This is a genomic window from uncultured Phascolarctobacterium sp. (assembly GCF_902463975.1).
Lineage (GTDB): Bacteria > Bacillota > Negativicutes > Acidaminococcales > Acidaminococcaceae > Phascolarctobacterium_A.
Genome location: NZ_CABQHJ010000011.1, coordinates 33665 through 48281 on the forward strand (window position 1 = coordinate 33665; position 14617 = coordinate 48281).

A 14617-nucleotide genomic window follows, 5' to 3' on the forward strand; every position below is an offset into this window, starting at 1 on the left:
AAAAATATAAAAATATCAGGTGAGAATTTTGGTTGATTACAATGCATTAGAGCAGGCAGCCTTAGCTGAGGTTGCCAAACACACCGCAGAGCTGGAAGCAGCAGCTTTGTACAATACTGAAAAGGTTATTGCGGCTTTCCGTAATAACATGGTTTCCGACTATTACTTGAAGCCTACTACAGGCTACGGCTACAGTGATGTGGGCCGTGATACTCTGGATCTGATTTATGCCGAGCTGTTCAAAACTGAGGCAGCATTGGTGCGTTCTCAGTTCGTCAGCGGTACTCATGCGCTGGCAGTTGCTCTGCTGGGCAATCTGCGCGCAGGCGATGAGCTGATTGCCGTAACAGGTGCTCCTTATGACACTATGCAGACTATTATCGGCTCTCCGGTTAAAACTCCCGGCTCTTTGGTTGACCTGGGCGTAATTTACAAGGAGCTGCCGATGACCGGCGACCATGTCGACCTGGAGGCTGTAAAAAATGCTGTTACCTCCAAGACTACGATGATTCATATTCAGCGCTCCTGCGGCTACAGCAGCGAACGTAAGACTATTGACGTTGCGGAAATCGGCCGTATCTGCAGTGCTGCTAAGGAAGCTAACCCGAATGTTATCTGCTTTGTCGACAACTGCTACGGCGAGTTTATCGAGAAGCAGGAGCCTACCGAGGTTGGTGCTGATTTGATGGCAGGCTCTCTGATTAAAAACCTCGGCGGCGGTCTGGCTCCTACCGGCGGTTATATTGTCGGCCGTGCCGATTTGGTAGAGAACGCTTCCTACCGTCTTACCGCTCCCGGTCTGGGCGGCGAGATGGGCGCAACCTTGGGTGACACTGCTCGCGAGTTCTATCAGGGACTTTTCCTGGCTCCGCATATCGTGGTGCAGGCTGTTAAGACTGCTATTTTTGCGGCTGCTGTTTTCAAAGGCCTGGGCTATGCTGTTAAGCCGCTGCCGGAGGAACGCCGCAGCGATATTATTCAGGCTATTACCTTGGAGAGTAAGCAGCGTTTGTGCGATTTCTGTGTTGCTATTCAGGGCAATTCTCCTGTTGATGCGCATGTTGAGCCGGTTCCGAGTCCGCTGCCGGGTTATCAGGATGAGATTATTATGGCTGCTGGTACCTTTGTACAGGGCGCTTCTATTGAGCTGAGTGCTGATGGTCCGTGCCGTGAGCCGTTTAATGTTTTCTTCCAGGGCGGTTTGACTTTTGAGCATGGTCGTCTGGCGATTATGGCGGCGGCTAAGCGTGTTGGGCCTAAAGAGGCGTAAGAATTTAATTACTCAATTTAGTCTGGCATCGAATTGACGTCAATTTTGATGGCGGAGTTGTTTAAGGATGATTTATATGAATAACATGGCAGTATGTAATTATATAGTGGGCGTGCTGGGCGCGGTTATCGGCGGTCTGATTATGCAGGCGGCTGCAGCCTTTCCGCTGGAGTTTACGGAGAACGGCCCCGGCCCGGGCTTCTGGCCTTTTACGCTGGGCGCGGTGCTGGGCGCTGTTTCGGTTTTGCTGCTGCTTTATACCTTTATCAATAAAACTGATTTACATGGCGTGAAGGTGCAGCTTTCTTCGACAGGCAACAAGCGCGTTTATTTAATGATGGGACTTGTTGTTTTGTTCTGCGTGCTCATCAGCATTCTCGGCTTTTATCCGGCAGCGGCACTTATGATTCCGGCTGTTATGCGTCTTATGGATTATCGCAATTATAAGGTAATCGGCCTGACAACGGTGCTTAGTCTGCTGTTTATTTATCTTGTTTTCGGCATGCTGCTGCATACGCAGATGCCGCAATCTGTATTCATGGAGTAGGAGGTCATACTGATGGTTGATATAATGAGCGCATTAAATATGATTTTCGTCCCCATGAATCTGCTGGGACTTTTCTTCGGCGTGCTGGTGGGCATTGCCTTCGGCTGTATGCCGGGCCTGAGTGTTAACATGGGCCTGGCGCTGCTGTTTCCGCTGGCCTTTACGTTCCATGGTATCGGCGGCATTCTGATGCTGCTGGGCATTTACTGTGGTGCGATTTACGGCGGCAGTATTTCGGCAATCCTGTTGAAAACTCCAGGTACGCCTGCTTCCGTAGCGACTACTCTGGACGGCTATCCGATGGCGACGAAGATGGGGCAGCCCGGACGTGCTCTCGGCCTTTCTACATTGGCCAGCACCTTCGGCGGTATTTTCAGTACCATCTGCCTGATTTTGCTGGCACCGCAGCTGGCGAAGGTTGCACTGCAGTTTTCCAAGCCGGAATATTTTGCTCTGGCTATTTTCGGCCTCAGCATTATTACCAGTGTTTCCTCCGGCAGTGTTATCAAGGGCATTATGGGCGGTCTTATCGGTCTGTTCCTGGCAACAGTCGGCATTGACGGTATGAGCGGTGCTATCCGCTTTACCCTGGATACTAACTATTTTATGGGCGGTGTGTCCTTTATCCCTGTGCTGATTGGCGTATTCGCCTTTGCGCAGGTGTTGAGCAGTATTGAGGATTATTATCACAATGAACGCAAGGAGCAGCACATGATGCTGGACCGTCTGCTGCCTTCGTTTGAGGATATCAAGAGAGTATTTACCACGCTTTTGCGTTCCTCCTTCATCGGTACCTTCATCGGCTGTGTGCCCGGTACCGGCGGCGATATCGCTTCCTTTGTATCTTATGATCAGGCGAAGCGCTGGTCTAAGCATAGCAAGAACTTCGGCAACGGTGAGCCCGAGGGCATTGTAGCCTCCGAGGCAGGCAACAACGCTGTTTCCGGCGGTGCCTTCATCCCGGTACTGACGCTGGGTATTCCCGGCGACGGCGCAACGGCAATCATGATGGGTGCGCTGATGGTTCAGGGTCTGCAGCCCGGTCCCTTGCTTTTTGTGGAGAAGGCACCTGATGTTTACGCTATCTTCATCGGTCTGCTTTTAGCTAACGTGATTATGGGTATCATGGGCTTTTCGTTAATCAGACTTTTTATGAAGGTTGTTAACGTGCCTGTACACATTCTGCTGCCGATTATCGTAATGATGACCTTCGTGGGAACTTATTCCTACAATAATTCGCTGAACGATGTTTATCTGATGGTGGCAAGCGGTTTCCTGGGTTACTTTATGAACAAGCTGGGCTTTTCCATGTCGGCGATTATCATCGGCATTATCCTCGGCGGTATGGCAGAGCAGAACTTTGTCGGCTCGCTGATTATGAGCGACGGCAGCTTCAGTATCTTCTTCCAGCGTCCGCTGTGCCTGTTCTTCCTGGTGGCAGCTCTTTTATCCCTGCTTTCACCGCTTTTTGGCAAGCTGTTCAAAAGAAACTAAATTTTACTTGACAAACTCCCTGCGTTTAGCTAAACTAAGCATATAAAGGGAGTAGCTTGCACGCATGGCGTGTTCACTCTGTCGTCAGTACGATTGCTTTGGCAATCCGGCTTTGTGACTAAGTAGCGAGACTTTGTTGTAATTTTATTGCAGCAATGTCTCGCTTTTTTGTTTTTAGGGACGGCTGCAAATCAAGGAGGAAGAAAATGGAAATAGCTTTACAGTTTGTTTTATTGGCTTTAGGCTTTGTGATGCTCGGTAAAGGTGCGGATTGGTTTGTAGAGGGCGCTGCAGGTATTGCCATGCGCTTCGGCATTCCGCAGCTGGTAATCGGTCTGACAATCGTGGCGATGGGCACGAGCGCACCGGAGGCAGCGGTAAGTATCGCTGCTGCAGTTAAGGGTAATGCGGATATTACTATCGGTAATATCGTAGGCAGTAATATTCTTAACATACTTGTTATTTTAGGCCTTGCGGCTTCTATTGTGCCGATTGCGGTAGCGCGTTCTACCGTACGCATCGAAATCCCCTTCATGATCGGTGTTACCGCACTGCTGTTTTATCAGGGACGCGACGGCAGCATCAGTCTGGCGGACGGCGGCGTGCTCATGGTAGCGTTTGCCGCATATATGATGTATCTGTACACCATGGCGATGAAGAGCAATGTCGACAGTGATCTGGAGGAGCCCGGCCTGCCGCTGGGACGCTGCCTGTTGGGTGCAGTTGGCGGTCTGGCGCTGATTATTGCGGGCAGTAATGTAACCGTAGGCGCAGCAACCTCTATTGCAACCTATGCAGGACTCAGCGAGCGTTTTATCGGCCTGACGATTGTGGCTTTGGGCACCTCGCTGCCGGAGCTGTTCACCTCTGTAGCGGCGGCACGCCGCGGTAATGCGGATATTGCGATAGGCAATATCGTCGGCAGCAACATCTTTAATATTCTTTTCGTAGTAGGCTTATCCTCGCTGATTATCGACATTCCCTTCTCATCTGCCTTCAACTTTGATACTTATGTAGCGCTTGGTGCGGCAGTGCTTCTGTGGCTGTGTGTGCTGCGTACACAGAAGCTGCAGCGTTGGGCAGGTGCGCTGATGCTGGTGTGCTATGCGGCGTATTTGGGATATATTTTGTAAGCATTAAGTAAAGTTAAGATTTTTACAGCTAAATAATATGTCATTAGGAATTATCAGAAAAAATATGATATAATATGTAAGTAACGAATGTTTTTTACTTACGTAGTTCTCTTATTATATTTAATGGCGAAGGAGTTTTGTTTATGGTTAAACAGGAATTAACAAAAGATGCGCTCGCTAAGCTGGAAAATCTTCGAAGGCAGTTTGCTGATTTTCAGCAAAACTGCTCGAAGCTATTAGAGAGTATCCAAAATGACAAATTTTTTGACAGTAAAATAGCAGCTGGTGTGCAAAGCTCATTGGCAAACATAACAACAATTCAAAGTCAGCTGGGAATTATATACCAGGATTTGGCGCTTGGTTCCTTGCCGCATAAGCTCACTGAGGCTACTGAGAATATCAGCAACCTGCAGCATGAATTGTCTTTAAAGGCTGATCTTATTGATGCTGTTGATTTCTTTAAGGCTTTACACTGCAATGTAGCAGAAATCGAAGCGATTCTTGCTGCACAAAAGGAAGCTCTAAAGGATATTTGTATAGAAAGTCTGCCTGTTGCACAAGCGAAGGAGCAGCTGCAGAAGTTTGTTGAATTTAAACAGTTTTATGATGGGAAGAAGTGCTTGTTAACCAACGTATCCATTCAATTCGGTTATGAGTTAATTTATAATCTGATTGAGAATAAAGCTGGTTATTATACTGAGACTATAGTTGCAGCAGCAGAGGATAAGCCTGAACCTTCTACCAATATAGTATTAGCAGATGAGGTTAAGACTGCTACCAGCGAAGTGATAGTAGCAGCAAAAGTTGAGAACAAAGCTGATGCAGTAGCAGAAGCAGAAGCAAAGGTTGAACCTGTTGTTGATGAAGTGGCAGAGGATAAGCCTGAGCCTTCTGCAAATGAAGTAGTGGCACATGATGTTAACCATGCTACCAACGAAGCGATAGTAGCAGCAACAGTTGAGGACAAAGCTGATACAGTAACAGAAGCAAAGGTTGAACCTGTTGCTGATGAAGTGGCAGAGAATAAGACTGAGCCTTTTGCAAATGAAGCCAAAGGTGACGATAAAGACGGCAACATAGATAATGCTTTTGAAGACGAACCAGCCTTTATTATGCCAACTGCACCCATACCCAGGGAAATCTTTTCGTCTGTTACCATAGAACCGGAAATAAGCAGGGCTGCTGATAAAGAGAATAAAACGATGACAGCGTCTATTGCTGCTAGAGAAAGAAAAAAATTACTGCAAATAGGTTGTCTATTAGAAGGATTAGTTGAATTTAATGCTAATGCATTGGTAAATGCAAAATGGCTGCTTGCGTCAAGTGGCAGAATTCCCAAGAAAACAGACGCGGACTCCTTAGGTACTTACACTTTTGCTCTTGATAATTGCAAAAAATACGGTTATGCGGTTAAGTATGACTGTGGCAATGGCAGATGCTTTTATACGATAACTCCCAGGGGCTCAAAAGCCTTCAGCTATATAGCAAAAAGAGATCCTAGGGCGGTAGCTATCCAGCAACATTTTATTGACAGAATGAATCAGGTTAACCATTTGGTAGACCTGAAGGCATTTGACCTGATGCTCTTGTACATGAGCTTTGCCGATATTATCAGATGCTTGTCTGTTGAAAGTGGTGTGCAGGTACTTGGTGATTCGTTTGATCATGATGGTAAATTCTGGCTTGGCGCATGTACTATAAAAAAAGCCAAAAGTAAAGTATCTGCCTTGGTGATTGCATTCAATTTAGCTAATGAGGTTGATGTAGTACGCTTCTATAAGGGTTTGATGGAGCTTAAGGCTACGTGGCAAAATGCTGCCTCTGTAATTTTTATTGCCTTTGGGGAAGCCTGCGTAAAAGGATTAGGCTCCTGGCTTGCTGAAGCTATGGGCGATGATTTTACTGCTAAGGCTAAGTATTATTACACATTAGACAAGGAACAATTATGCTCCTATGATGATGATCATGTAATTACTGAATTTGATGAGCTTGCAGAAGCTGCTGCTAATGTTATTGCCAGTGATGAACAAAGTGCAGAAAGCAAGTCGGAAAAGATAGTTGCAGGCGATGATGCTGCCAAAGCGCAGACAGACGAGACAGTTACAGGCAGTGATGCTACTGAGGCACAAGCAGGCGAGACAGTTGCAAGCAGTGATGCTGCCGAAGCGCAGACAGGCGAGACAGTTACAGGCAGTGATGCTGCTGAAGCGCAGGCAGACGAGACAGTTACAGGCAGTGATGCTGCTGAAGCGCAGGCAGACGAGACTATTGCATGTAGTGATGAAATTCAGAAGTTGGAAACAGAAGATAAGTCTGCATTGTCAGTTGAAGCCGAAGCTGCTTTAGAGCCTGCAATAGCACCAGCTATTGCAGAAAAAGAAAAGGATTCAGTAATTGATAAAACTGCAGCAGACGCAACTGAAACTGTTGCAAGCGACACAAATAAAAAACAGACTGGAAGTGCAGCAGATGATTTTGTTCTTCATCCGTTGACACAGCAGGAAAAGGAAGAGTATTATGCAACATATAAAAAAATACTCATGACCGGAAAAACCTACTGCGCGTGTGCCTATCTCAAAAGATTAGCTGAGCTTGATGCTTCATTTAAGGATGAATACCTGCAATTGGCATATGCAGTAAACGATCCGCTTGCTGCCTGCACCTACAATTCTGATCAGATAGCAAATACCTACCTGGCTGATGGCTACGAGCATAACAGCTATTATCTTGCAGCAGCTATTCTGCGTAATTTCTACTCTAACCAATGCTTGTACGATTATGCAATTGATTCGATGATGGATTCCTTTGCTGAGGATAAGCTTTTGGCAAGCAATGACAAGCTTAAGCATCTTATCGATATTCTGCGCATGTTCAAAAAAGAACATCATTGCGGTATGGGTAAATTTGCTGATTATAAGAAAAGCGACATTGCAGCGCTGAAAGCCAAGCTGGATATTTTCGCCAAAAGGGCTATGGAGCAGAGTAAACTTGCTTCCGAGCAATCCTATAATGTAGCCATTACTAATGCCAGATTTGGCAAAACGCTGGAGTATCTCTTTAGAGGAAACAGCGATTTAGCCAGCTTCCTGGATATGATTGCCGAAAAGGAGAAGGATGAAGCTGCCATAGAGCTTATGAAGCAGTATCTGCAGGAGCATTTCATTAAGGAAAATGCCCCCGTAGCAGTAGAAAACATCAATAGTAATAAAATTGATGAGCTTATTGATATTGCCTGGGATGTTGCCGGTAATCTGATAAGAAATAAAAAGAAAACCTCTAAGCTGGTAAGCGGACCGCGTGTTAATCTGCGCCATCGTCTGGAGGAAATTGGCAAGCTGATTAGTGAATATCTGGTAACAGTTGAGCAAATCAATAATGCTGATGAGGATGACAAGGCTTACCCGGCTTATCAAAAGGCGTATAAGACAACCTCCAGACTGTTCCAGGAAATTATTGCAGAGTACGAAGCGGAAGCAAAGCAGGCAGATAAGGATTATGGCTATAAGCTTGTGCTTATTCAGACCTTGAAAGAGATTTATGCCAAAATGAAGGGCTATAACCCTGAATTTACAGGCAAGTATTTTTATCTGCCCTTCTTAGGTGATTCTCACGTTCTGCTTAATGCAAACTATCAGCCTGAATATCGTGACATAAAAGAATTGCCAGCTATGGGTACTTTGGCGCGTATTGAAAAGCACGCCTTTGAGGGCGGTGATATGTCAGTAGATTTGCAGGTGCGTCTTAAAGGCATTATGGAGAAGGATACTGATATTGTACAGAGTATCATCTCCGATGATAATTATGGCAGTCTGCGCCTGCTTACTGGTTATATCAATGATCAGCAGCCTGGCTTTGAAGCCGAATTTATGAAGAATTTTAGGGTTGCAATGGCTTTGGACTTTGCCAAAAAACAGGCGAAGAAGGAATTTGAGGATTTTTCTGATGAGCTTGCATTGTTCCAAAGCTATGGACAAATTGATAATACAGAGGAAAACAAAAAGGAAATAATTCTTCAGACTGCAGGACTGCTTTATGAGGCAGCACAGGAGGATGACAATTACGGCTTCTTCGAAAAGGTATTGGTTGAATTTAAAAATAAAATTCAAAGAGATGCTGTTGTTCAGGGTGATGCCCTGAAGCAAAATCTGGAGAATTTCCTGCTGGCACATCAGGAGCTCAAGGAAAACGAAGCTGCCAATAAGCTTATTGAACGCATCAGACAGTGCATTGACAGTCAAAAGTATTCTTCGGCAGAAGAGCTGCTTAATCGCCTTGAAAATGATGATTATGAAAGCCTGCAGGAGCTGGAGATGAAGGATTATCTGCAGGATTTTCTGAATCATTATAATAACTATATCAAGAGTGTAGCAAACAATGATAAAACGCTGCGCGCTCAGGTAAAACCGTACAGAACTGCCAATAAGGATACGAGAGCTGCTGAACGCCTACTGAATGCCTGGCCGAAAGGCAACAATGATATCAGACCGGATGAACTGCTCAGTTCACTAGGCTTTAAGCTGGCAAGTGTAGACAAAATGGATAAAGTTGACGGCAAATTCCCAAGTTTTTTTGTTAAGCTGCAAAAAGCTTTGGGTGGACGTGTCAATAATTACAATTATCCTGTACCGGCCTTTGGCTCTTTGGGTGAGACGGATGGCTTTAGAATAGTTTATATCTTTGGCGCATATGATGCTGAAAGACTAGTAGAGATTTTCAACAATATAGGTGATGAAAAGCATACGCTTATCATTCTTGATTATGCCTTGAAGGAGAGTGCTAGAAGAAGATTGGCACTGCTGGTCAAAGGAAAGGCAAATTGCAAAATTTTTGCAGTGCTTGACCGTGTTGTCCTGAAATATCTTTATGACAATTATTCCGAGCAGACGATTACCAAGCAGCTGCTGCATATCATCATGCCGTTTGCTTATTATCAGCCTTATGTTGCTGATTCTTCCAAGCCAATGCCATCAGAGCTTTTCATCGGCCGTAAGGAAGAATTGAAAAAGATTAAGGATGTCAACGGTGTAAATATTGTTTATGGTGGCCGTCAGCTTGGTAAATCTGCTCTGCTTATGAAGGCTAAAAAGGATATTGATAAGAATGAATCTGGTGACCGTGCTGTTTATATCGATATTAAGGGCCGTAATTATAGCGAAACTGCTTTGAAAATCAGTGAGGAGCTTGTTATTGCAGATATCCTGGAAAAGAAGGAGATTACAAGTGATTGGCGCGAGCTTGCTATGAGTATCAGAATGCGTCTGAAGGATGAAGATAAGCCGATTCACTACTTCCTGTTATTGCTTGATGAAGCAGATGCTTTCCTCGATAGCTGTAAAGACGTACAGTATAAGCCTTTTGATGCTTTAAAGGATATTCAGGCTGTGGGAGAAGGACGTTTTAAGTTTGTTGTTGCCGGCTTGCGTGATGTTCTGAGATTTGAGCATGAGGCTGCGCTGAATGATAATTCTGTTTTACCGCAGCTCAGCAGCATGACAGTTAAGCCCTTTAAGTATGCAGAGGCTAAGGAGCTGTTGGAATATCCCTTGTCCTATCTTGGCTTCAGGTTCCGCGATGATGTGGAAACAGATACCCTGGTTTCTGCAATTCTCAGTCATACCAACTCTTTCCCAGGCATGCTGCAGCTTTACTGTACTAAGCTTATTGAGGCTATGAAAAATGGCTATGCCGGCTACAAGGAAGCAGGTACGCCGCCGTATTATGTTTCAGAGGATCATATCAAGAAGGTGCTGGGCGAGGATAATCTGCAGGAGGAGATTCGTCAGAAGTTCTTTATTACTCTGACTGTAGGCAGTGATAATTATTATCTGCTTATAGCAATGATTACTGCATATCTGTATAAGAATGATGAGGGAATCTGCGTTACTCCTAATGATGTCCTGACATTTGCCAAGGACTTTGAAATCAAGGATATTGCAGCTCTGAGCCCGGAAAAGGTGGCAGCCTTGATGGAGGAAATGCGCGAGCTTAATGTTTTGCAGCATAATGGTGAGCATGGTTATCGCTTCACACATTTCAGCTTCTTCCAGATGATGGGAACCAAGGCATATTTGGAGCAGGAGCTGGAAAAATATATGGGGGATAGCGATGAATAACTTATGGTGGAAAGAAATAAGTGGTGCGCGGAGAATAATTGACTTCATTTTCAAGGCTGTAGAAAACGAGAAAAATGTTATCCTGAAATTTTCCCCTTCGACACCCTGGGTTGATGATTTTCGCGAGGTTCTTTCGGAAAAAATCGAAATAGAGTTAACGGAACAGGAATTAAAGCAAATCAATTATTCTGAAGCTGATGTCGGAGATTATATGTTGCAAAATTTTTGCCGTGAAGCGGTGCGCGTGTATTGGCGTCCGCCAGAAACTGTTGGCGCGTTTTTAGGGAAATGCGAGGATTTGACGTTAAATGACAAGATTCTCTGGGTAAATGTACAGGATAAAAAACAGCTTGAGGATTGGCTGAGCTTTATCAGCGAATACGATAAGGCTTCTGGCAAAGAAAGCAGGAAAGCTGTATTTTTGCTGGAAATTGATGATTCAGTTGAGAATTTGCCTGAGAAAAAGTATTTTGAAGTATACAATATCGGCGACGAAATTCCCGAATATGTCAGGTATACCTACGCATCAGTTTTAGCTTCAGAGGCTGATATCAAGGATTCACTGGTTATGTATTTGTCCCAGCTTGCTACCTCGTGCTGCAATGACATTGAGCTTATCCCGTTATGCATAAATGAACAGCGTCGCTTTATGGAAAATCCTTATGATACTATGGTGCAGCTTGTTGCAGACAATTGCCGTAGTGATGGCAGTGATTTTGTTTTAGCAGAAGACCGCAGCAGAATCGATTATTTTGTCTGGCAGGCACAGCTCAAAATTCTGTTCCCCAGCATTGAACGTTATAGAGTTTATCTTATTCAAAAGATGAGCAAGCAGATTAAGGATAAGCTTCAGTTTCCCTATAAAACCAACTTCGGTGACCTTGATTTGCCGGAAGAGCTGGAGCTGAAGGATTTGACTTATGCAATAGGCAATGGGCGCTTGTTGATGGATGATTCAAAGGAATATAATCGTCTGGAAAGGTTCCGGGAGTATCGCAACAGTCTAGCGCACGGCAAGCCGTTGAGCTTTGAAGATGTCAAGTTCCTTCTCGGTAACGTTATGGGTTAAAGCAGAGTTCATGACATGATGGAGAAGGGTGCCTACAGGCTTATGTAGGTGGTTGCAATCACGCTTTATTATCACACCTGATTTGTAAGCAAGCATTATAATGTAAAAAATTTAACATTTACCCTCTGCAAGCAGTAAAAATCTCTTGCCTGCTTGCGGAATTTATGGTAAAATATTTTGGTGTAAAAATAACACACGCAGGAAAATTCATCTGTTGCTACGTTTTGCCGCGTAGAGAAGAATTATAACCCATTCCTGCGGAGGAAAAAACAGGAGGAAACAAAAAATGGCTATTATCTCTATGAAACAATTACTTGAAGCTGGTGTACACTTTGGTCACCAAACCCGTCGTTGGAACCCTAAAATGGCTCCGTACATCTTCACCGAGCGTAACGGTATCTACATCATCGACCTGCAAAAAACCGTAAAAAAGGTTGACGAAGCTTACAACTTCATCCGTGAGGTTGCTGCTGCTGGCGAAAACATTCTGTTCGTTGGTACCAAAAAACAAGCTCAAGAAGCTATGAAAGAAGAAGCTACCCGCTGCAACATGTTCTTCGTTAACGAGCGTTGGCTGGGCGGCATGCTGACCAACTTCAAAACCATCCAAACCCGTATTGCTCGTCTGCGCAAACTGGAAGCTATGGAAGCTGACGGCACCTTCGACCTGCTGCCGAAGAAAGAAGTTATCGGCCTGAAACATGAAATGGAAAAACTGACCAAATACTTGGGCGGTATCAAAGACATGAAAAAACTGCCGGGCGCTATGTTCATCGTTGACCCCCGCAAAGAGCACATCGCTGTTCTGGAAGCTCACAAACTGAACATTCCTATCGTTGCAACCGTTGACACCAACTGCGATCCGGACGAAATCGATCATGTAATTCCTGCAAACGACGACGCTATCCGCGCTGTAAAACTGCTGACTGCTAAAATGGCTGACGCTGTTCTGGAAGGCCGTCAAGGTATGCAAACCGAAGAAGCTGCTGCTGAAGAAGCTCCGGCAACCGAAGAAGCTGAATAATCCTAACGTTAATATATTACATTTTGAGGAGGAATAACTGATGGCTCAAATTACTGCTGCATTAGTTAAAGAACTGCGCGAGCGTACTGGCGCTGGCATGATGGACTGCAAAAAAGCACTGACCGCTGTAGAAGGCGATATGGACAAAGCAATCGACTTCCTGCGTGAAAAAGGTCTGGCTGCTGCTGCTAAAAAAGCTGGCCGCATTGCTGCTGAAGGCGTTGTTGGCTCTTTCGTAAGTGCTGACGGCAAAATCGGCGCTATCGTAGAAGTTAACTGCGAAACCGACTTTGTTGCTAAAACCGACGGCTTTAAAGAACTCGTTGAAAAAATTGCTGCTCATATCGTAGCTACCAAACCGGCTGACGTAGAAGCTCTGCTGGCTTCCGAGCTGGACGGCCAAACCGTTGAAGCTCTGGTAACCGCTAGCGTTGCTAAGATCGGCGAAAAGATTTCCGTTCGTCGTTTCGCTCTGTACGAAGCTCCGGAAGGCGTTGTTGCTGCTTACATCCATGGCGGCGGCAAAATCGGCGTTATTGTTGAATTAAAAGGCGGCAATGCTGAACTGGGTAAAGACGTTGCAATGCATGTTGCTGCTGCTAACCCGAGCTACCTGGAACGCTCTCAAGTACCGGCTGCTGAGCTGGAACACGAGAAAGAAGTTCTGTCCGAGCAAGCTAAAAACGAAGGCAAACCGGAAAAAATCATCGAGAAGATGGTTATGGGCCGTATCAACAAATACTATAAAGAAGTATGCCTGGTTGACCAAGAGTTCGTTAAAGATCCGGACCAAACCGTTGGCAAGCTGGTAAAAGCTGCAGGCGCTGAAGTTCTGGCATTCTCCCGTTTCCAACTGGGTGAAGGCATCGAAAAGAAACAAGAGGACTTTGCTGCAGAGGTTATGTCTCAAATTAAATAATTCGTTTAGTTTGGACTGCAACTGAACATTTAAGGCTATCACAAGCAATTGTGGTAGCCTTTTTTGCATTGCAAAACTTTTAAAAAGTGTAAAATAGTATACATTTTTCCTGCTTGACTATACTCCTGCAAAAGAATATAATAACAAGGTATTTTGTTTTAGCAGTTTATTGAACTGCTGGGGAGGTTAATGTATAATGAATAAGTTTTTAAAATACGCTCTTGTAGGCGTACTGACAATGTTTGCTATCGTAGCTGCAGGCTGCGGCGGTTCTAAGGATGACGGCAAGGTAGATATGAATAAGCCCGTTATCGTAGGCGTAAACCCCGGTCCTCATGCTATTATTATGGATAACGTAAAGAAGATTGCCGAGAAAAAAGGCCTGAAGATTGAAGTTAAAGAGTTCAGTGATTTCGTAACTCCTAACTCCGCTCTGGCTTCCGGTGAAATCTGGGCTAACTGCTTCCAGCACGAGCCCTTCCTGAAGGCAACCATGAAGAAGGAGCCTTCCTTCAAGCTGGCTAAGGCCTTCAACACCGCTTTATTCCCGATTAACATCTATTCTAAAAAATTGAAACCCGGCGACACCATTCCTGACGGTGCGAAAATCGGTATTCCTAACGATCCGACCAACGGCGGCCGTGCCATTCTGCTGCTCGCTGCCAATAACCTGATTAAGGTTAAAGACCCGAAGGATGTTACTACCAGCGTTAAGGATATCACCGAAAATCCGCATCATTTCGAAATTGTTGAGCTGGAGGCTGCAGCAATTCCCCGCAGCCTGGATGACCTGACCTGCGCAGCAATCAACACTACCTACGCAATCAGCGCCGGTCTGGACCCCGCCAAGGATCCTATCCTGCGTGAAACCAAGGATTCTCTGTATGTAAACATTGTTGCCGTACAGGAAAAGGACCTGAACGATCCGCGTCTGAAGATTTTCCAGGAAGCATATCAATCTAAGGAAAATGCAGAATTCATCGAGAAGAAATTTCCCGGTTCTGTATACTTAGGCTGGGATAATAAATAATGAGCTCATGGTCAACGC

The 14617-nt window shown here is 45.1% G+C and carries 9 protein-coding genes; all 9 read left to right on the forward strand.

The genetic code is table 11. The annotated features are described in order from the left end of the window. The first annotated feature begins 19 nt into the window (after positions 1 to 19). Positions 20 to 1270, forward strand: a complete 1251-nt coding sequence (locus RDW05_RS04795) for a methionine gamma-lyase family protein (protein WP_307978039.1) — start codon at positions 20 to 22, stop codon at positions 1268 to 1270. Between the two features lie 67 nt (positions 1271 to 1337). Then, a complete protein-coding gene (locus RDW05_RS04800) occupies positions 1338 to 1817 on the forward strand; it encodes a tripartite tricarboxylate transporter TctB family protein (protein WP_298881863.1) in 480 nt (159 codons plus the stop codon). Positions 1818 to 1829: 12 nt separating this feature from the next. Then, a complete protein-coding gene (locus tag RDW05_RS04805; protein WP_307978040.1) occupies positions 1830 to 3311 on the forward strand; it encodes a tripartite tricarboxylate transporter permease in 1482 nt (493 codons plus the stop codon). A 206-nt stretch (positions 3312 to 3517) separates the two neighbouring features. Next, positions 3518 to 4444 (forward strand): calcium/sodium antiporter, encoded by a 927-nt coding sequence (locus RDW05_RS04810; RefSeq protein WP_307978041.1) that lies wholly within the window; start codon positions 3518 to 3520, stop codon positions 4442 to 4444. A gap of 143 nt (positions 4445 to 4587) precedes the next feature. After that, positions 4588 to 10557, forward strand: a complete 5970-nt coding sequence (locus RDW05_RS04815) for a hypothetical protein (protein WP_307978042.1) — start codon at positions 4588 to 4590, stop codon at positions 10555 to 10557. After that, entirely contained in the window at positions 10550 to 11626 is a 1077-nt protein-coding gene (locus RDW05_RS04820) for a hypothetical protein (protein WP_307978043.1), read from the forward strand. Before RDW05_RS04815 ends, RDW05_RS04820 begins: the two co-directional genes overlap by 8 nt. Positions 11627 to 11912: 286 nt before the next feature. Beyond that, positions 11913 to 12650: a 30S ribosomal protein S2 gene (gene rpsB / locus RDW05_RS04825; RefSeq protein ID WP_021721143.1), complete on the forward strand. Its 738-nt coding sequence runs from the start codon at positions 11913 to 11915 to the stop codon at positions 12648 to 12650. 40 nt (positions 12651 to 12690) lie between these two features. Further along, entirely contained in the window at positions 12691 to 13569 is an 879-nt protein-coding gene (tsf, locus tag RDW05_RS04830; protein WP_021721142.1) for a translation elongation factor Ts, read from the forward strand. A gap of 196 nt (positions 13570 to 13765) precedes the next feature. Beyond that, on the forward strand, positions 13766 to 14599 hold the full coding sequence (locus RDW05_RS04835; RefSeq protein WP_210684476.1) for a MetQ/NlpA family ABC transporter substrate-binding protein: 834 nt from the start codon (positions 13766 to 13768) through the stop codon (positions 14597 to 14599). Positions 14600 to 14617 lie beyond the last annotated feature (18 nt).